This window comes from Acinetobacter thutiue (assembly GCF_030385805.1).
In the GTDB taxonomy this organism is placed as follows: Bacteria; Pseudomonadota; Gammaproteobacteria; order Pseudomonadales; family Moraxellaceae; genus Acinetobacter; species Acinetobacter corruptisaponis.
Window position 1 is genome coordinate 513,946 of record NZ_JAUDZE010000002.1, and the last position, 20,671, is coordinate 534,616.

17 protein-coding genes are annotated in these 20,671 nt (G+C 41.7%); 13 read left to right on the forward strand and 4 right to left on the reverse strand.

Annotated elements, in window-relative coordinates:
- The first annotated feature begins 76 nt into the window (after positions 1–76).
- Positions 77–1,219, forward strand: a complete 1,143-nt coding sequence (locus QTA56_RS08405; protein WP_267980503.1) for a helix-turn-helix transcriptional regulator — start codon at positions 77–79, stop codon at positions 1,217–1,219.
- Between the two features lie 212 nt (positions 1,220–1,431).
- Entirely contained in the window at positions 1,432–3,270 is a 1,839-nt protein-coding gene (locus tag QTA56_RS08410; RefSeq protein WP_267980505.1) for an Lcl domain-containing protein, read from the forward strand.
- A 150-nt stretch (positions 3,271–3,420) separates the two neighbouring features.
- On the opposite strand, the gene QTA56_RS08415 is transcribed toward QTA56_RS08410, so the two are convergent.
- Together QTA56_RS08415 and radA are read right to left on the reverse strand one after the other, a co-directional pair.
- Positions 3,421–4,422 carry a Tim44 domain-containing protein gene (locus QTA56_RS08415; RefSeq protein ID WP_267980507.1) on the reverse strand — a complete coding sequence of 334 codons (1,002 nt, stop codon included), beginning with the start codon at positions 4,420–4,422 and terminating at the stop codon, positions 3,421–3,423.
- Positions 4,423–4,526: 104 nt separating this feature from the next.
- Positions 4,527–5,915 (reverse strand): DNA repair protein RadA, encoded by a 1,389-nt coding sequence (gene radA / locus QTA56_RS08420; RefSeq protein ID WP_267980509.1) that lies wholly within the window; start codon positions 5,913–5,915, stop codon positions 4,527–4,529.
- Positions 5,916–6,197: 282 nt separating this feature from the next.
- On the opposite strand from radA, the gene QTA56_RS08425 reads away from it, so the two are divergent.
- The 11 genes from QTA56_RS08425 to QTA56_RS08475 all read left to right on the forward strand — a co-directional run bounded on the left by QTA56_RS08425 (position 6,198) and on the right by QTA56_RS08475 (position 18,407).
- Positions 6,198–7,613, forward strand: coding sequence for an amino acid permease (locus tag QTA56_RS08425; RefSeq protein WP_267980510.1), 1,416 nt, complete (start codon positions 6,198–6,200; stop codon positions 7,611–7,613).
- A gap of 122 nt (positions 7,614–7,735) precedes the next feature.
- A complete protein-coding gene (gene lptM / locus QTA56_RS08430) occupies positions 7,736–7,948 on the forward strand; it encodes an LPS translocon maturation chaperone LptM (RefSeq protein WP_267980511.1) in 213 nt (70 codons plus the stop codon).
- Positions 7,949–7,970: 22 nt separating this feature from the next.
- Positions 7,971–9,221: a diaminopimelate decarboxylase gene (lysA, locus tag QTA56_RS08435; RefSeq protein ID WP_267980513.1), complete on the forward strand. Its 1,251-nt coding sequence runs from the start codon at positions 7,971–7,973 to the stop codon at positions 9,219–9,221.
- A 6-nt stretch (positions 9,222–9,227) separates the two neighbouring features.
- Positions 9,228–10,082: a diaminopimelate epimerase gene (gene dapF / locus QTA56_RS08440; RefSeq protein ID WP_267980515.1), complete on the forward strand. Its 855-nt coding sequence runs from the start codon at positions 9,228–9,230 to the stop codon at positions 10,080–10,082.
- Positions 10,083–10,157: 75 nt separating this feature from the next.
- Entirely contained in the window at positions 10,158–10,760 is a 603-nt protein-coding gene (locus QTA56_RS08445) for an alpha/beta fold hydrolase (protein WP_267980517.1), read from the forward strand.
- A 37-nt stretch (positions 10,761–10,797) separates the two neighbouring features.
- On the forward strand, positions 10,798–11,691 hold the full coding sequence (gene xerA / locus QTA56_RS08450; protein ID WP_267980577.1) for a site-specific tyrosine recombinase/integron integrase: 894 nt from the start codon (positions 10,798–10,800) through the stop codon (positions 11,689–11,691).
- Between the two features lie 431 nt (positions 11,692–12,122).
- On the forward strand, positions 12,123–12,872 hold the full coding sequence (locus QTA56_RS08455) for an electron transfer flavoprotein subunit beta/FixA family protein (protein WP_267980519.1): 750 nt from the start codon (positions 12,123–12,125) through the stop codon (positions 12,870–12,872).
- Between the two features lie 17 nt (positions 12,873–12,889).
- Positions 12,890–13,825, forward strand: a complete 936-nt coding sequence (locus tag QTA56_RS08460; protein WP_267980521.1) for an FAD-binding protein — start codon at positions 12,890–12,892, stop codon at positions 13,823–13,825.
- A gap of 117 nt (positions 13,826–13,942) precedes the next feature.
- Positions 13,943–14,458, forward strand: a complete 516-nt coding sequence (locus QTA56_RS08465) for a DinB family protein (protein ID WP_267980523.1) — start codon at positions 13,943–13,945, stop codon at positions 14,456–14,458.
- A 356-nt stretch (positions 14,459–14,814) separates the two neighbouring features.
- Positions 14,815–17,544, forward strand: a complete 2,730-nt coding sequence (gene gyrA, locus QTA56_RS08470; protein ID WP_267980524.1) for a DNA gyrase subunit A — start codon at positions 14,815–14,817, stop codon at positions 17,542–17,544.
- A gap of 149 nt (positions 17,545–17,693) precedes the next feature.
- A complete protein-coding gene (locus QTA56_RS08475) occupies positions 17,694–18,407 on the forward strand; it encodes a hypothetical protein (protein ID WP_267980525.1) in 714 nt (237 codons plus the stop codon).
- A gap of 29 nt (positions 18,408–18,436) precedes the next feature.
- Here QTA56_RS08475 and QTA56_RS08480 read toward each other — a convergent pair whose 3' ends face one another.
- Together QTA56_RS08480 and QTA56_RS08485 are read right to left on the reverse strand one after the other, a co-directional pair.
- Positions 18,437–19,543: an ABC transporter permease gene (locus QTA56_RS08480; RefSeq protein WP_267980527.1), complete on the reverse strand. Its 1,107-nt coding sequence runs from the start codon at positions 19,541–19,543 to the stop codon at positions 18,437–18,439.
- Entirely contained in the window at positions 19,540–20,670 is a 1,131-nt protein-coding gene (locus QTA56_RS08485; protein ID WP_267980529.1) for an ABC transporter permease, read from the reverse strand. Before QTA56_RS08485 ends, QTA56_RS08480 begins: the two co-directional genes overlap by 4 nt.
- Between the last annotated feature and the right edge of the window lies 1 nt (position 20,671).

Genomic DNA, 20,671 nt, shown 5'->3' on the forward strand with positions numbered 1-20,671 from the left:
TTAAATGAGGATATGTGTATTTTGTGTGACTCAGTTAGCATGAACCTGTGTACGATTTAACTCGGGGGATACACGGATGTTGGCTGAACAAGAAAATAAAGTGATTGGCATGATCTATGAGGCTGCCTTAAACCCAGCCTTATGGCAGGATGTATTAACGGAAATTGTTGATTTTACAGGAAGTACCACGGCGATTTTTACTGCAACAGACCAGTTAAGTCCCAATTATGATTTTGTCTTTACCCACAATATACCGCCTGAAAGTATGCAGGCCTATCAGGATGAACAGGTCAAAGTACTGGATATGCGTTTACATGCACCTTATTGGGCAGAAAAAGCATTGGGCGATACTGTACTGAATACATTTGCACATTATGCTGCCATGCCTGCGGAAACAGATGAGTTTCTATTTTATGAAAAATGTGCAAAACCCACCAATGTCAGCCATGTAGCGGCAGTTTTATTGGAGCGAAGTGCCTATAGTTGGGCGGTATTTGCGGTACATCGTTCGCCTCAACTAGATGAATATAGCGAACAGGAGGAAAAAATATTAAAGCGTTTAGGGGTACATTTACGTCGTGCATTACAGATTTACCGTCAGATGACAATATTGCAGGAAGATAAGAAGAATATTTACCAAGTATTGGACCGTTTTAAAATAGGAGTAATCTTAATAAATCAGGATTACCGTTTATGTTATGCCAATGCAATTGTAAAGAAAGTATTTGAAAAGTCATCTATATTGGAACTGGATAAAAACAATAGTTTAAAGACCTTAAAGATTTTTCAGGAAAAATTAAATCAGCTTATACGTAGTGCCTTGTTTGAGAATGATGATCTGAATAATGAAGCAGGTGGAGTATTGGCACTTTATGATGATAATGATAGCTCATTAATGCTCAGTATTTTACCTTTTTCAGAAACTGAGGCGCAGTATCATCAAAAACAGGCGATTATTTTTGTGACCCAAACTAATCAAGCACAATATTTAGCTAAAGATTATCTTGTCCAAAAATATAAACTGGCTAAACGTGAACTGGAAGTATGTGATTTATTTGTTAATGGTTTGAGTCTTGAACAGATTGCTGAACATATGGATATTACTTATGGTTCCATTCGTGTCTATATTAAAAATATTTTTGCCAAAACGGGTTGTACTTCCCAAACTGAGTTGATGCAGTTGTTGATGGGGGTAACGCTTGAGTTTGAGCATATTTAATTTCATCTGTTTTATTTAATTGTCTTAATGTTTAAATCATTTGATAGACCCGTATTGGATAGCAGGGGGATCTGCTCATACTGAGTCTATCAAATGATTTATGCCTTGATTTTATCTTAATTTTTTATGATGTGATATTCCCATTTGGGAATGTCTATAAAGTATGTGATTCAGTTAGCATATTTATTAATATCTATTGGTGGGGAAAAGTTATGAAACGTTCGTTAATTTATACAGCTGTATTTAGTGCCATGATGATGGTAACTGGATGTGGTGGGGGAGATGGTTCTTCAACAAGTGATGATAAGGGACAAAGTACACAGCTAGATAAAACTCCAATCAAACAGAATCAGTTGTATGGTGCAAATATTGATGGGATACCATCGTATTATATTGATGATGGTATAAATAAAAGTTCGTACTTTTATGATAAGGAACAAGTGGCAGGTATTGTTGAAAATAATGATGGTAGAACTAACTTTCTATTTTCAGATGACTTTAATGAACTAATCGTATCGAATGCAAAATCAAATATTAAAGTTGAGGTCAAACAAATAAATGACGATACCGTTTATCAGACATTATCTGATCTAAATGGTAATGTTTTAGGTACTTTTGCATACTTTTATGAAGAAGGAAAAATCTATTTAGCTCCATTAAATTCACAAGGTCAAATTGATAAAACACAAAAGAAAGATATTACCCAAGAATACAACAGCGTAGTATCACAATTTGAGCAAAGAAATATGTCTGTACGCTCAACAGTGAGTCAAGTGTTTAGTTCAATTTCTGCGACAAGCAAAGCAACTTTTAATGAAATTATGGCTGCTCGAAGTCCTATTAAAAGCCGAGAACTAGATTGTGGTATTGTTGAAGATGCTTTAGACGGAAAAGTTGAGGAAGTCGCTAAAAAAGTATTAGTTAATGCTGGTAAGAATGTATCATCAATTTTTGTGACGGCATTAGGTGGCTATCTACTAGCAGGTTTATGTCCACCTTGTACGCCAGTGATTGTTGCTGTGGCAAAGAGCATGTTACTTCTTCAGCGAAATGCAGAAGATTATGATAATGTAATTTCTGATAATCAGCAGGCTTTTGACAACCTTAATTTTGCCAAAAAAGAGTTAGATGAATGGAAAGATTTGGATGAATGGCAAACACCACCACCTGTGAAAGAAGAGCCAAAACAATGCTTAGTAGGGGAAGTGTTAGTCAATGGTGTTTGTAAAAAAGAAGAGAAAAAATGTGCGGCAAATGAAAACATCGTTGATGGTGTTTGCAAAAAAGTAGAGCCTATCTGTGATGTTGGAGAAACATTGGTTAATGGTGTTTGTAAAAAAGTAGAACCGATCTGTGATGTGGGTGAAAAACTTATAGATGGGGTCTGTGAAGAAGAAAGGAAATGTCTGATAAATGAGAAAGTGGTAGATGGTGCATGTATAACAAAAGATACAACAGAATTTACCAAGTTTAATAAGAAAGGAGAAAAAATAGTTGATACTTGGCTTGATCGTATAGACCCTGACTGTGTATTGGATAACAAGACGGGGTTAATGTGGGAATTAGAAAAAACATCTCACTATTCAGATAAAAATGTAGGCTTTAGAAGTAAAGATTATAGATATTCATGGGGTAATGGTGATTATGCTGATCCAGCAGAGTTCTATCCTGAAAGAATAATAGATAATAAGCCACCGTATGGAGAGTCATGCGGAAAGTCTTTAATCTTATGTAATACTACAGCTTATATTGCAAAAATGAATAGTGAAAAATTTTGTGGATATAGTGACTGGCGACTACCAACAGAGCATGAAATTACAGCACTTGCAGCGAAAATTAATAATCTTGGTTGGGCTGTAATGGGTGATTACTTTAGTTTTCAATTTGGAACACCAGATCTAATTTGGTATCATGAAGCTAATAATAAATCTAAAGGTTGGTTTTTTGACTCTTATAACAGAGAAAAATTTATTTATAAAGGTGGAAATAAAGAGGAGGTTGCTGCGGGTAAAATAGATGGAGGTATTGTTGCCGTTCGTGATGCTTTTTAATTAAGGTCTTGTAGGATTGTTTCAGCTTTTATAATTAGAAAAAATCCTGTTTTGAAAATAAATTTTTTACTAAATAAAGCAGATATACAAAAACGACAAATCAAAAAAATGGCTACCCTAAAGTAGCCATTTTATTTATTTGGTAGGTTTTTAAGCCTGTTGAATTCCAGCAACAACCCAATCCTGTTGTGAACCAGCAGGTTTAACAAAATGCCAGATTTCAGTAAATGGTTGTGGCAAGCTGTTTAAGTCTTCACTTACAGTTCCTGTAAAACGCACGCTGACAACATATTGACCATTTTCAGTTGCAGTGTCTGCCACCATTGCATTCAGGTTACTAAATTCAGCAACATCCTGATCCTGATTTGCCATGATGTCCTGATACATTGAATTAAAAAGCTCAGGTGTTAAATAACGACGAATTTCTTCAACATTACTTGCACTATTGACAGATTGAATGTGGTTGAAACGCTGACGTGCAACACGCAGGAATGCAGCAGGTTCAGTACCATCAGGAAGCTGATGGCCACTACTCATCGATGCCGCACCAAAAGGCGCTTGAGTGGCTGCACCACCACCAACAGACTGACCAAAAATATTGGTATTGTCACCTGTTTGACGGGCATTGGCCTGAGGTGGAGTTTGGCGGCCAAAATTATTCTGACCACCATTGTTTGGTGCGTAAGGGTTGTTAGCTGCTAATTTTTTTTTTGCGCCCAATTTACGGAACACAAAGAAAGCAATGGCAGCGGCGAGAAGTACCCAGATCCAGCCTGGAATTCCGCCTTTTTCTTCTTGCTGCTGAGCTTGGGCTGCCTGTGCATCTGTAGCCTGTTGCTCAGTTGCGGTTGGGTTGTGAGGTTTGTCATCTGCCAATGCATTAGCTGCCACAGCACCAACTGCTGCACCAGCAACACCCGCCGCAACCATTGAACCTACACCTGGACCTGATCGTTGAGGGGCAGTTTGTTGAGGTGCTGGCGCTGCTTGACGTGGTTGTTGGTAGGACTGGTTATAAGACTGACTAGATGAACTAGATCTGCTCATGCCGTGGCTTTTACCACCACCTGCACGCTTTGCTTCCGCAAGCGGTGCAGCAACCAAGGTTGCCATTAAAAGAGCTGCCATCAAGCCACGCTGGTGTACTTGCATCGAAAATTCCTATTTAAATCCAATTTGTAAATGTATTTATGCAGGTATTTATGCGTAATTTCAACCAGAAAAGTATGTTTTTTTATGTCAAAGCCTGTTTTAGCCTAGCCTAATTCATCACTAAGCTGCATGGCCTCAGACAAAGCCTCATGTAGACGTGCCACAGCAATGATTTGAACGCCCTCAACTGATTTCTGTGGCGCATTGGCCCTTGGTAAAATCACATATTTAAAGCCATGCTTGGCAGCTTCCTTTAAACGTTCCTGACCATTTGGAACAGGACGGATTTCGCCAGACAAACCCACTTCACCAAACACAGCCAATTGTTGGGGCAAGGCCTTGCCTCGTAGACTGGAAGCACAGGCCAGTAAAACGGCAAGGTCTGAACCTGTTTCAGTGATTTTTAAACCACCGACCACATTGACATAGACATCCTGACCAGAAGTTTGTACGCCACCATGACGATGCATCACAGCCAGCAACATATTCAAACGGTTTTGTTCAAGACCCAGTGCCACACGTCGTGGTTGTCCGTGTGCATCATCCACCAGTGCCTGTACTTCAACCAGCAGGGGACGGGTACCTTCGCGGCTAATCATTACAATTGAACCTGGAATAGCTTCATCATAACGACTGAGGAAGATGGCGGATGGATTGGCGACTTCACGCAGGCCTTTATCGGTCATGCCAAACACACCCAGTTCATTGACTGCACCAAAACGGTTCTTGACTGCTCGAATCATGCGGTAACGCGAGTCAGATTGTCCTTCAAAGTACAATACACAATCGACCATGTGTTCCAGAACACGTGGGCCTGCAAGTGAACCCTCTTTGGTGACATGACCCACAATAAACAATGCTGTACCACTATTTTTAGCGAAACGGGTCAGTAGGGCGGCAGATTCACGAATCTGTGACACACCACCTGGGGCAGATTGTAGAGTTTCGGTATAGAGTGTTTGAATTGAATCCAGAATCGCCACGACAGGCTTTTCCTGTGCCAAAACCTCGCAAATCCGTTCCACACAGGTTTCCGCCATAACTTTAAGCTGATCTGTAGGAAGATCAAGGCGTTGTGCCCGTAATGCCACCTGAGAAAGTGATTCTTCGCCTGTGACATATAGAGCAGTGCTTTTCTTACTTGCCATGTGTGTTGCGGTCTGAAGCAGAATGGTCGATTTACCAATACCAGGATCACCGCCAATCAGCACCACAGAACCCGTGACCAGTCCACCGCCGAGCACACGGTCAAATTCACTGATTCCCGTAGGAAGGCGGGTTTCACGTGAGACTGAAATTTGATTCAGTGTGGTGATATTGGCGACCTGACCTGCATACCCCCCCATTTTTGGGCGGGCACGATGGGAAATTGTTGGCTCTAGACGTACCTCAGTTAAGCTGTTCCATTCACCACATTCTGAACATTGTCCTGCCCACTTGGGGTGATCAGCACCACACTGTTCACAACGATAAACTGTTTTAACTTTGCTCATATTTAAGATACGTGATAGATCAATCAAAATTATTGAAAATGTAGCAATAGCGTATCCGAAATACAAATTTTATCTACAGACAGTCGCCAAACTTAAGTTTGGCACGTAAACTGCTACGCACAAGGAATGCCAGTTTAAATATGAAAGAGAGGAAAATTGAGTGAAAAAGCAACTAAAAAACCTGAAATTTTAAAAATCTGAAGAAAATCTGCAAAAACTTTTTCTATTGTTAAAGTTTTTAAGCTAATTTTGTGACATAAAAACTGAGAGTTGAATATAACAATGTCAAATGAGTTTCTTGAGTCATCCAGTGAAAATGGAGGGCTGCACCGTAGTTTGTCCAACCGACACTTACAGTTGATTGCAATTGGTGGAGCAATTGGAACAGGATTGTTTATGGGATCGGGCAAAACCATTAGTTTGGCTGGTCCATCCATTCTGTTCATTTATGGCCTAATTGGTATCATGGTGTTTTTCGTCATGCGTGCGTTAGGCGAACTACTTTTATCCAACCTGAACTATAAATCTTTTATTGATTTATCCACTGATTTAATTGGTCCCTGGGCGGGTTATTTTGTGGGCTGGACCTATTGGTTGTGTTGGGTCACCATTGGTATCGCCGATCTTTCTGCCATTATCTACTATCTGGAATTTTTCAATGGCGGTGAATCCTTTACACCAATGGGTGGATTGCTGATCAGCACTGTTGCAATTCTATTTGTACTTGGGCTGAATCTGGTCACTGTGAAGCTGTTTGGTGAAATGGAATTCTGGTTTGCAATGGTCAAGATCACCGCGATTATTGTGTTGATCGCCGTTGGTCTATGGATGATCTTTACTGGATTCACCAGCACCAATGGCACGGTTGCGAGCATTTCCAACCTTTGGACGCATGGAGGTATGTTCCCGAAAGGTCTGGATGGTTTCCTGGCTGGGTTTCAGATTGCTATCTTCGCCTTTGTTGGGGTGGAACTGGTAGGTACAACCGCCGCTGAAACACAGGATCCAAAGCGCAACTTACCAAAAGCGATTAACTCAATTCCAATCCGTATCATTATTTTCTATGTATTGGCATTGTTTGTGGTGATGTGTGTGACACCTTGGGACCAGATTAATCCTAAAGTCAGTCCATTCGTGAATATTTTCTCACAGGCAGGTGTCGCCTCTGCTGCAATTATCATGAATCTGGTGGTGTTGTCCTCGGTGATGTCATCTATGAACAGTGGGGTATTCTCGACCAGTCGTATGCTATTTGGTTTATCGACAGATCAACAGGCACCAAAATTATTCGGTACATTGTCTAGATCGGCGGTTCCTGCAAAAGCACTGATCTTCTCATCAATCTGTATCTTTATTGGTGCATTTGTACAGTTCATCTATAAAGTGCAAACTGGAACCAATGATGAAGTGACAGCGTTTACTCTGGCGACCACTTTGTCAACCATCCTGTTTATCTGTGTGTGGATCATCATTATGTGGAGTTATATCAACTACCGCAAAAATAGACCTGAACTGCATGCACAATCAACTTTTAAACTGCCAGGTGGTGTGTTTACCTGTTGGGTGGTGATTTTATTCTTCCTTGCAACCATCTATTTCCTTGCGCTGGATGAAACCACGCTGGAATCGTTAAAGGTCAGCCCAATCTGGTTCGTTATTTTGGCAATTGGTTATTTCTTTTATAAAAAGAAAAACTAGCAAGTAGCAGAATCCTTTTCTAAAAACGTCAGCGAAACGCTGGCGTTTTTTTATAGTTTTAGACTTTAGCCAATCTAATGATCACGCTATACTGCTCCGAATTGTAAAAGTTAGGTGCTCAGATGCTTAAAGTCATTTGTTCCATCGGTTTATTATTGAGCAGTATGCTACTCACGGCATGTGGTCAGTCAGGGGCGTTGCAATTGCCATCTGACCCAAACCATGACAAACGCGCAAAATACCTGCTGTATAAAAATGAAGCCGCTCAGGCCAAGGCTTCATCTGATGTAAATACTGAAAGTCAGGCAACACCATCACAGACCACCTCACCTTAAGTTTGTAAATAAGGACATCTTCATGAGTTTCACTCGCATTAATGGGGTATTGCACGCTGAGCAATGTTCATTGGACCAGCTCGCACAGCAATTCGGCACGCCTTTATATGTTTATTCAAAAACAACTTTTGAGAAGCATTATCTGGATATGCACCGTGCCTTTGATTTTATTGATCATCAAATCTGTTTTGCGGTGAAGTCAAACTCAAATATTGCGGTGTTGAATGTTCTGGCAAAATTAGGCGCTGGCTTTGATATTGTCACGGGTGGAGAATTAGCGCGTGTACTTGCGGCTGGTGGAGATCCAGCAAAAATTGTATTTTCTGGTTTAGGTAAATCCGAAGCGGATATTGAAAAAGCTTTAAATGTTGGTATTGCCTGTTTTAATGTGGAGTCGCATGCCGAGCTGGATCGTATCCAGAAAGTAGCGGCGAAACTCGGTAAAAAAGCCCCGATTTCCTTACGTGTTAATCCAGATGTCGATGCGAAAACCCATCCTTATATTTCAACAGGTTTGAAAGAAAACAAGTTTGGGATTCCAAGCGATACGGTCAATGAAACCTATCAATATGCAGCTTCACTGCCGAATCTTGAGATTGTCGGGATTGACTGCCATATTGGTTCACAGTTGACAGAAACCAAACCATTTGTCGATGCGCTTGATCGGGTTATTTTAATGATTGAGCAGTTGAAAAACTTGGGGATTAGCCTCAAACATATTGATATCGGTGGCGGTCTGGGGGTCTGTTATAAAGATGAGACTCCGCCAAGCGTGGCAGAGTATGCCAATGCCATGCGTCCAGCTTTGGAAAAACTGGGCCTAAAAGTCTATATGGAACCAGGACGTAGTATTTCTGCCAATGCAGGTGTGTTGTTAACAAAAGTGGATTTACTCAAACCAACTAATCACCGTAACTTTGCCATTATCGACGCGGCAATGAATGACCTGATTCGTCCTGCCTTGTATGAAGCATGGATGGATATTCAGTCGGTGAATCTAAATTCTGATGTTGAAGTAAAAACTTGGGATTTGGTTGGTGCAATCTGTGAAACTGGTGATTTTCTCGGTAAAGAGCGTGATTTGGCACTTCAGGAAAATGATGTTCTCGCTGTGTTGGGCGCAGGTGCTTATGGTTTTGTCATGAGTTCAAACTATAATACCCGTGGTCGCGCTGCCGAAGTTATGGTCAATGGTGATCAGGCCTATTTAATTCGTGAGCGTGAAACCATAGAATCCCTTTGGGAAAAAGAGCGTTTGTTGCCTGAGGAGTAAATTAAGATGTATTTAGAATTTACCAAAATGCATGGTTTGGGCAATGATTTTATGGTTGTTGACCTGATTACCCAGCGCGCTTATTTAGATACTGTCACCATTCAGCGTTTGGCAGATCGTCATTTTGGTGTGGGTTTTGATCAACTGCTGATTGTTGAACCACCTGATTTTCCAGATGTAGACTTTAAATACCGCATTTTCAATGCCGATGGTTCGGAGGTTGAGCAGTGTGGCAATGGCGTGCGTTGCTTTGCCCGTTTTGTGCATGAGCGTCAACTTACCACCAAAACTAAAATCCGTGTGCAGACCAAGGCTGGGATTGTTGAACCTGAATTAGGTGCAAATGGTTGGGTTCGGGTCAATATGGGACCACCAAAATTTCTTCCTGAAGAAATCCCATTTATTACTCAGGAACATGAAGATGCTGAGGGCTTATATGCACTGGCATTGATGGATGAAAAGAGTATCAATATTGATGTGGTGAATATGGGCAATCCACATGCGGTGACCATCGTGCCTGATGTATTGACAGCAGATGTTGATAATATTGGTCCGCAGGTGGAATCACACACACGTTTTCCTGCACGTGTAAATGCGGGTTTTATGCAAATCATTGATGAAAAGCATATCCGTTTGCGTGTATATGAACGTGGTGTGGGTGAGACGCTGGCCTGTGGTACAGGAGCCTGTGCGGCTGCGGTGAGTGGTATGCGCCGTGGCTTGCTTGCCAATGAGGTTGAGGTTCAGCTAGCAGGCGGTAAGCTACATATTGCCTGGCGTGAGGGCGATGTGGTCTGGATGACAGGTCCAACCACGCATGTGTATGATGCGCGTCTGGATTTAAGATATTTTCAAGGCTAAAATTATGATAACTAAACACCCTGAGTTGCAGGGTGTTTATTTTTTAAAATAAAAATAGAATCTCAAAGGATAAAAATGAATAACTTGGTTTTTCTTCCAGGCGCATCAGGTAATACAGAATTTTGGAACCCGTTGACTGCACAATTGCCTAAGAGCTATACCAAACAGGTCATTGCATATCCAGGTTTTCATGGTGTGGCTGCACATCCAGATATAAATAATTTTGATGATTTAACTGATTATGTGGTTGCACAGATTCAACAACCCGCGATTTTAATTGCTCAATCAATGGGTGGTATTTTTGCCATCGCAGCTACATTACAAAAGACTGATCTGATCAAAGGCTTGGTTCTGATGGCAACTTCGGGAGGTATCAATTTAGACCCGTTTCAAGTTCAGGATTGGCGACAGGCATATCAGCAAGAATATTTGCAATATCCTGATTGGTTTGTCACAGCAAAGGTAGACTATGAAGCCCAATTGGCACATATTCAACAACAGGTTTTATTATTATGGGGAGATCAGGACCTGATTAGCCCTGTTGTTGTGGGACAATATTTACATCATATCTTTAAGAAATCTGAGCTTTATGTGATTCAAGGCGGAGAGCATGATTTTGCTGAGCAGTATGCAGATGAAGTTGCTATTTATGTCAACGATTTTATAAAGCAATTTTAGGGAGTTGAGTGTGCAGACAGCTTTACAACTACTTTCCATGTGGTTAAAAGAGCGGATGATTCAAAATCAGTCTGAACACACCATCACGGCCTATCAACGAGATCTCACTGATTTTTTTAGGTTTTGTGAAAATAAACAATTACAACTACAGGATATTGAAGCTTCGGACTTACGTGAATATTTAGCCGAGCGTGTTGAACGCGACCATTTGAGTTCCAGTAGCCTGCAACGTCACTTGACCTCCATCCGCCAATTTATGAAATGGGCTGAGCAAGGACAATATTTACAGCAGAACCCATCAGAAGATTTTAAGTTAAAACGTCAACCCCGACCTTTGCCAGGGATGATTGATATTGAAACCATCAATCAGATTCTGGATCAGCCTGCACCTGAAAAACCAATTGAGCAGCAATTATGGTTAAGGGATAGGGCGATGCTTGAACTGTTATATTCGAGTGGTCTACGTTTAGCTGAGTTACAGGGCTTAACTATCAAGGATATTGATTTTAATCGGCAATTATTACGCATTACAGGTAAGGGCAATAAAACTAGAATTGTACCTTTTGGAAAGAAAGCCAAAGAAAGTCTGGTTGAATGGCTAAAAATCTATCGGATATGGCAGGGTGGTTTTGGCGCAGATTCAGCCGTGTTTATTTCACAAAAAGGCAATGCACTGACCCCACGACAGATTGAAAATCGAGTCAAGTTACAGGCCCAGCGGGCAGGAATCAGTGTCGATTTGCATCCACATTTATTACGGCATTGTTTTGCCAGTCATTTGCTTTCCGCCAGTGGTGATCTACGTGCAATTCAGGAAATGCTGGGTCATAGCAACTTGTCCACCACTCAAATCTATACCCATGTGGATTTTGAACAATTGATGAATGTGTATGACCAAACCCATCCACGTGCACAAAAAGCTGGGTCCTGATATATTATGTTGCAAAATTGAGTGTTAAATAGACAACTCGTTTTCGGGTTTGCAATTGAACACTGCCTAAACAATGTTCTTACTTTATTGCCCATTTTTTGCAAAAACTGTTGGGTGTTTGGATTTGCCCGAAATGATCCGTTACAGAACATCTGCTTTTTGTCTGCAAGATCTATTTTAGATGGTTGAATTTTATAAAATATTAATAAAATCAAAATGTAATATTAATAAGAATGGACGGCTTAATTGAGTTGATTTTTCAGTGCCCTAAATTAGTGAACTGAGCATTTCATCTTTTTTACAGCCACATGGGAAATTGTGACTTGACCGAAATGCCAAATACATTGCAAGATAGGGCACCTAAAAAGTTTCAAACGAAGAGTTAGAATACTCTTCACTACATTTACTTGCTTAGAACAGCCGAGGATTACATGAAGGCTCTTGTCGCTGTAAAACGTGTGGTTGATGCCAACGTTAAAGTTCGTGTTAAGCCGGACAATAGTGGGGTTGACCTTACCAACGTTAAAATGTCAATCAACCCATTCTGTGAAATCGCAGTGGAAGAAGCGGTTCGCTTAAAAGAAAAAGGAACGGTTTCAGAAATCGTTGTTGTTTCAGTGGGTTCTAAAGACGCTCAGGAACAAATTCGTTCTGCAATGGCTTTAGGTGCTGACCGTGGTATTTTGGTTGAAACTGCTGATGAGATTGGTGCTCTAGAAGTTGCTAAAATCTTGAAAGGCGTTGTTGATGCTGAAAAACCAGAACTTATTCTTCTTGGTAAACAAGCGATTGATGACGACTCTAACCAGGTAGGTCAAATGCTTGGCGCCTTGCTTGGTGCTGGTCAAGGTACTTTCGCATCTGAAGTTAAGGTTGAAGGCGGTAAAGTTCAGGTTACGCGTGAAATCGACGGTGGTCTACAAACTGTTGAGCTTGCACTTCCTGCAATCATCACAACTGACCTACGTTTGAACGAGCCACGTTATGCTGCTCTTCCAAACATCATGAAAGCACGTAAGAAGCCGCTTGATGTTAAGTCACCTGCTGATTATGGCGTTGCAACTGGTACTAAACTTAAGACAATTAAAGTTGAAGCACCTGCTGAACGTAAAGCTGGCGTACAAGTGAAGTCTGTAGACGAACTTGTTGAAAAATTGAAAAACGAAGCGAAAGTGATCTAATACAGAAGGATAAAATCATGAGTATTTTAGTTATCGCTGATCACAACAACCAGACACTTAACGGTGCAACTTTAAACGTTGTTGCGGCAGCTCAAAAAATCGGTGGTGATATTACTGTATTGGTTGCTGGTTCTGGCGCTCAGGCAGTTGCAGACGCTGCTGCCAAAGTTGCTGGTGTGAGCAAGGTATTACTTGCTGACAATGCTGCTTATGCGAACCAATTGGCTGAAAACGTTGCTGGCTTGGTTGCCGACATCGCGAAAGGCGGTTACAAATACGTATTGGCTGCGTCTACAACCACTGGTAAGAACATTCTTCCACGTGTTGCTGCGCTTCTTGACGTAAGCATGATCACAGACATCATTGCTGTTGAATCTGCAAACACGTTCAAGCGTCCAATCTATGCAGGTAACGCGATTGCAACTGTTCAGTCTGATGAGGCAATCATCGTTGGTACAGTTCGTGGTACAGCATTCGATGCGGTTGCTGCTGAAGGCGGTTCTGCTGCGGTTGAAACTGTGGGTGAAGTAAATGATGCTGGTCTTTCTAGCTTCGTAAACGAAGAAATCGTGAAACTTGACCGTCCAGAATTGACTGCTGCCCGCATCGTTGTTTCTGGTGGCCGTGGTGTCGGTTCTGGTGAGAACTACCACAAAGTACTTGACCCATTGGCTGACAAGCTTGGTGCTGCTCAAGGTGCATCACGTGCTGCGGTAGATGCTGGTTTTGTACCAAACGACTTCCAGGTTGGTCAAACTGGTAAAATCGTTGCGCCAGACCTTTACATGGCAATCGGTATCTCTGGTGCGATCCAGCACTTGGCAGGTATGAAAGATTCTAAAGTTATTGTTGCTATCAACAAAGACGAAGAAGCGCCAATCAACAGCGTTGCTGACTACTGGTTAGTTGGTGATTTGAACACTGTTGTACCTGAATTGGTATCTAAACTTTAATTCTCTGAATTAAAGTCTAAAGCGCTCTTGCGCAGGCAGTTAAAGCGATGCTTTGCTGCTCTGCTCAGGAGCGTTTTTTTATGCTAAAAATAACAATAAATGAAAGGGATATCATTTATGAATTATCATTTTAAAACCTATTTTTTGATGTTGGCACATTATAATCAATGGGCAAATAACAAGTTGTTTGCAGTTTTAGAGGCTTTGCCTGAAACACAGTTGAATCAGGACTGTGGCGCTTATTTTAACTCACTGATTCAGACTGCAAATCATGTGTTGGTTGGGGATTTTCTCTGGTTTGAACGTATCTGTGGACTACAACCCTCGAGTTATGTACTGGATGATGTTTTATATCCAGACATAAAGGAATTAATCCAAGTTCGTAAAAAACATGATCAATCTTTAATTGATTATGTCCAGGTTCATGATGAATCAGCTTTTCATCAACCATTGACCTATATTCGCCGTAACCAGACCTATACGGAGCCATTGATTGAGGTGTTGGCTCATATGTTTAATCATCAAACCCATCATCGTGGACAAATGCATAATATGGTTTTCCAGTTGACTGGTATATCACTTGAGCTGGACTTGATTTATTTCCAAAGGGAAAATGCTTGCCTATATCATTAAATCGCGAGTATCAGACGCTGGAAAAATGAGTGTTGTTACCCATCTTTAGTTGCTTATTTTTTAAGGAAAATATAAGTGAAATGGTCGAATTTTCAAGGATGCTGTGACATGAATCAAACAACTGGTCATTATAGGATAATCAAGAATCATCATCTAATTTTAACTATATAATTTATATAATATTTTTATTGTAAAAAAATGCTATTTTCCATGCTGAAAACTCCCAGTTAACCTGTCCTTTATGCTATAATTTTTCGCTGTATTTTTTATTTTAGTTCAAGTTTTTGAACTGAATTTTTGCAAGATTGAAGACATAAAAACAGGTGGAACCATCGACCTGTAAACAAGGAGTATGCATGAGCGTATCGGAAATCAGACCGATTGCCATTGAGGACGAACTCAAGCATTCATATCTAGATTACGCAATGAGCGTAATTGTATCTCGTGCATTGCCAGATGTGAGAGACGGTCTAAAACCTGTTCATCGCCGCGTATTGTTTGCGATGCACGAATTGGGCAATGATTATAACAAAGCATATAAAAAGTCTGCCCGTGTGGTCGGGGACGTGATCGGTAAATACCATCCTCACGGTGACAGTGCGGTATATGAAACCATTGTCCGTATGGCGCAAGATTTTAGTTTGCGTTATATGCTGGTGGATGGTCAGGGTAACTTCGGTTCTGTCGATGGGGATAGTGCGGCTGCGATGCGTTATACCGAAGTGCGTATGCAGAAGCTCACCCATGAGATTTTGGCTGATCTGGAAAAAGATACGGTTGACTGGGAAGACAACTACGACGGTTCTGAGCGTATTCCCCAGGTGATGCCAACCCGTATTCCTAATCTTTTGATTAACGGTACAACGGGTATTGCGGTAGGTATGGCGACCAATATGGCGCCACACAACATGACCGAAGTCGTGAATGCCTGTTTGGCTTATGCCAACAATCCCAATATTTCTGTAGAAGGGTTGATGGAGCATATTACGGGTCCAGATTTCCCTACAGGCGGTATTATTTACGGTAAGTCGGGTATTGTGGATGCCTACCGTACGGGTAAAGGCCGTTTGCATATCCGTGGTAAGTACCATTTTGAGGAAGACCAGAAAACAGGCCGTACCACCATCGTCTTTACTGAGATTCCTTATCAGGTCAACAAGGCAAAAACCATTGAGCGTATTGCCGAATTAGTGAAAGAAAAGAAGCTGGAAGGTATTTCTGAGCTTCGTGACGAGTCTGATAAAGAGGGCATGCGTATTGCCATCGACTTGAAGCGTGGCGAAAATGCAGAAGTGGTGGTGAATAACCTGTTCCTGCATACGCAACTGCAAAACTCGTTCAGCATCAACATGGTCTGTCTGGATAATGGTCAGCCTAAGTTGATGAATCTGAAAGACATCATTGCGGCGTTTATCCGTCACCGTCAGGAAGTGGTGACCCGCCGTACCATGTTTGAATTGCGTAAGGCACGTGAACGTGGTCATATCTTGGAAGGCTTAACCGTTGCCTTAGGCAATATTGATGCCATCATTGAAACCATTAAAACCTCTGCAAACCCAGCCGAAGCGCGTGAACGTTTACAGGCGGGTGAGTGGGCTGGCGGTGGTGTGGTGGCACTGCTTGAAAAAGCGGGTGCGATTTCTGTTCGTCCTGATGAAATTGAAGGCGAAGATCCAGCGCGTCCATTTGGCTTGACTGGTGATATTTATCGCTTATCACCAACACAGGTCGCTGCAATTCTGGAATTGCGTTTACACCGTCTAACAGGTTTGGAACAAGACAAACTACATGCGGAGTATACGGAAATCTTGGGTCAGATTGCTGAATTAACCGCAATCCTGAATGACTTCAATTTATTGATGAATGTGATTCGCGAAGAACTTGCCTTGATCTTTCAGCAATATGGTGATGGTCGTCGTACCGAAATTGTTGAGTCTGGTGTTGATTTTTGCCGCGAAGACCTGATTCCAGAAGAGCAGGTTGTATTGACTGTGTCTCAGACAGGTTATGCGAAAACTCAACCACTTTCTGATTATCAGGCACAACGCCGTGGTGGTCGTGGCAAGTCTGCAACCTCCATGAAAGATGATGACATCATCCAGCATTTAATTGTTGCTTCGAACCATGCAACGGTTTTATGTTTTACCAATGTCGGTAAAGTCTATCGTTTAAGGGTGTTTGAAGTTCCACAGGCTTCCCGTGGTGCCAAAGGTCGTCCAATCATTAATTTACTTCCGTTGGAAGCGAATGAAACGGTTACAGCGATCTTGCCATTGACCGATTTCCCTGAAAATCACTATGTATTTATGGCAACTGCGTCAGGCACAGTGAAACGTGTTGAACTTGAACAGTTTAGCAATGTTCGTTCAAATGGTTTACGTGCGATTGAGCTCAATGAGGAAGATACCCTGATCGGTGTTGCCATTACTGATGGTAATCAGCAGATTATGTTGTTCTCGAATGAGGGTAAGGCAATCCGTTTTGCAGAAACCGATGTTCGTGCCATGGGACGTACTGCCAAAGGCGTGCGTGGTATGCGTGTCAGCTTTGCCAGCAATACCATTGAAGCCGAAGATGCTGATGTTGAAAATGATGACAGCGATGACAATGATGATTCAGTAGATTCAAATGTTGTCAGCCGCATCGTTTCATTGGTGGTTGTGCCTGTCACAGGTGAAGTGCTATGTGCATGCGCCAATGGTTATGGTAAGCGTACCCCAGTTGATGACTTCCCAACCAAGAAACGTGGCGGCAAGGGTGTAATTGCCATCAAGACCAGCGAGCGTAATGGTGAACTTGTTGGTGCGGTATCCATTGATGAAACCAAGGAATTGATGCTGATTTCTGATGGGGGCACACTAGTGCGTACCCGTGCGGCTGAGGTTGCAACTACGGGTCGTAATGCGCAGGGTGTTCGCCTGATTCGTTTAAGCGATGCTGAAACACTGGTGGGTGTGGTTTCAATTGAAGCTGTTGAAGATGACGAAGTGTTGGAAGCGACAGAAGAAATGGAAACTACTGAGGTTGAAGCAGTAACTTCTGAAGACGTTGCAGCAGAACCAAAAGATGATGCTACTGAAGAGTAATTAGTCTCGTGGCAAAAAACCCAAACTCAGCTTTGGGTTTTTTTATGCTTGTTGCTTTATTGACTGAGCTTCTTATATATTGGTCAATCTAATATTTTTGTTTTAAATGTATAAAATATATTGATATTAAAATAACTGAGAAAATAATCATGACAAAAAACTATGCACCTATCTATCCACATGATCCAATTGTTGAAATATTTGAGAATATTTATTTGTTGAGGGGAAGTGTAAGGCTTGGATTGGGTCTTTCAATGAATCGTAACATGATGATTTTGAAACAGGGGAATGAATTGACATTAATCAATGCTGTTCGAATCTCTGAACCTGAATTAAAAAAATTGGAAAGCTTGGGACAAGTGCGGCATATCATTCGTTTAGGCGATTTTCATGGTTTGGATGATCAGTTTTATATTGACCGTTATCAGGCAACATTTTGGAGCCAATCTCATCATGTGAATTATCCCAAGCTTATTCCCCAACAGATTATTCAGGCAGATACACAGCCACCTATCAAAAATTCCGAATTCTTTATCTTTGAGCAGGCAACTTGCCCAGAAGCAATCTTATTTATAAAAGATAAAAAGCTGTTGATTAGCACAGACAGTATTCAATATTGGAATGACTGGAAATATTTTAGTTTTCTCAGCAAGATCATTATCTATCTCATGGGATTTCGGTTGGGGCTATTTATTGGTGGACCTTGGCTAAAGCGGGTAACACCGAAGCAAGGTAGCTTAAAAAGTGATTTTGACCGCTTGTTGCAACTGGATTTTCAACACCTGATTTCTGCACACGGCGTATTGCTACAGGATTCCGCTAAAGATAAGCTAACATTGCTGATAAATAATTCTAAGATTTAACAATGTTTTATACCGTAAAGGGAAGCCAATCAGCTTCCTTTTATCGGTTTCATCATTACCAAGCGATAATAGGAAAGCGCCAATAAAATAGCGCCTACTGTCGCGAGATAAATCAGTTTTGGCACAACAATGGCAGTGGGTACACCCATCTGATTGAGCTGCACAAACATCTGTACCCCATGAGTGGAGGGCAGTGTCCATGCAAACCACTGCATCCATTCAGGCATTGCTTCATGTGGCCATGCGGTTCCCGTCAGTAAAAACAGGGGAACGGAGGTCACCACAATCAAATGCCCAACTCGTTCAGGCATATCTACCAGTGAACCCACCAGCATCGCTAGGCCTATAATACAACTCACATAAATCGGTACAGCAAGTAACATGCCCCAGAAATTGCCGCCATGAGGATATTCATAAAACCAGAAAGTAAAACCGAATAGATACAGGCAACCCAGACAACTGATGGTGAGAATGGCTGCAAAAATCGCCCAGAATTCTAATCTTTCAGCAATCCAGCCTTTTTCACGGTAACTGGCGATGAGCATTGCCAAGCCAAGTAAAATGGTCTGATGAATAATCAGGCTGGCCACCGCAGGAAAGATATAACTCCCGTAACCTGACAGGGTATTAAACAATGGGATTTGGTGAATTGAAAGTTCAGGATGAAATTGTGAAGCCTCACCAAACTTTTCAAAATAGTCCTGTAAGGTCGATTCAATCGAACCCGCCAAACCTGTGCCCACTTCCTTGGTTCGGATGAAGTAGGCAGTGCTGAGATACAGACCAATCCCACCCATTTCGCCATGTTTTAGGCTATTGGTCAGGTTTTCTGGCAATAACAGGATACCCTCGGCTTTCTGGTTTTTAACCAATTGCTCTGCTTCGAGAAAATTATCAGTCACAGTGATGATGTGGATGTGTGGGCTGTTGGATGCCTGGCTGATGATCTTTGAAGTCAGGATACTTTGTTCCTCATCTACTATCACAATCGGAATATCTTCTGCTGACTGGGCTTTATAGGCGGTTGGATAGAAAAAACTGTAGAGAATGATTGCTGCAATCAGGGTGGTAAATACTGAGGTATTGGCGGCAATATTTTTAAAGGTTTGAATGTAATAACAGAAAAATGACTTCATGAGCATTGCTCCTGGGTATTTTTCCTTAACAGGCGAATACTTAAAGCAAAATACAAAGCTGAGAAAATGATCAGGATACCAAAGGGAAGCAGTGATACCGATAGGTCACTGCCGATTACCCATTGCTCGGTCTGTAGTTTCGCATAGGGCGTATAGGGAATAATCATTGACCAGAACTGGGTAAATGCAGGTGCATTGTTCAAGGGTAGGGTAATGCCCGAAAAACTTGGAGATGAGCCGCCATAGAGTGCAATAAAACCAAAGGTTTTGGGTAAATCCTTGGTTGCCAACACCACCGTGCTGCTAATCACTGCATAGGCAAAATACAGCAGAAACTGGGCAATTAAAATCAGGCTGAGTGAACCAGCAATAAAATAGCCACGAATATGTGCCAGCCAGAACATCCAGCACCATGTCCAGAAACAGAAAATGAAAACATAGGGTAGGATTTTTCCAAGAAAACTGGAAACAATCTGTTTGGGATCAACCCATTCAACAAAGGTATTTCTTTTAAATTCCTGTCCAATGGCAAAAGCCACACAACAGCAAAGCAGTAGATGTAGCACCGCAGGCACCATGAATGGTTCCAGAAACAGTTCATAGCTCATGCTGGGATTATACAGTGTGGAAATCTTGATATGCGGTGTGGGCATGTCCAGATAAGGTATGTTATTTGATAAATAACTTTCTCCCATGTAATCCGCCATGCCATTCAATGTGCTGATCAGCATGGCGGAGGAAATGGTGTTACCAATACTAAAAAAGGACTGGTTATAGGCAATGCTGATTTGGGCATCCTGTGCCTTGACCAAACGCTGTTCGGCACCATCTGGAATCAAGACAAATCCCCATACCTGCGTACTGTTGACCAGCCGCTCGGCTTCATCCTGACTGGCAGTAATGGTTTTTACCTTGAGGGTATGGTTGATGCTGAGCGCATGAATCACCTTGCGGCTCATTTCACTTTGGTCTTGGTCAATAATGGCAATAGGCAAATGATCAGCCTTACCTGATGAAAACATGCTTGCAAAAAGAACAATCACCAGCAAAGGGGCAATCACCGCCATAAAAAGATCAGCTTTATGGCGTTGTAAATAGCGTAATTCCCGAAGCATGACAGCAAACATC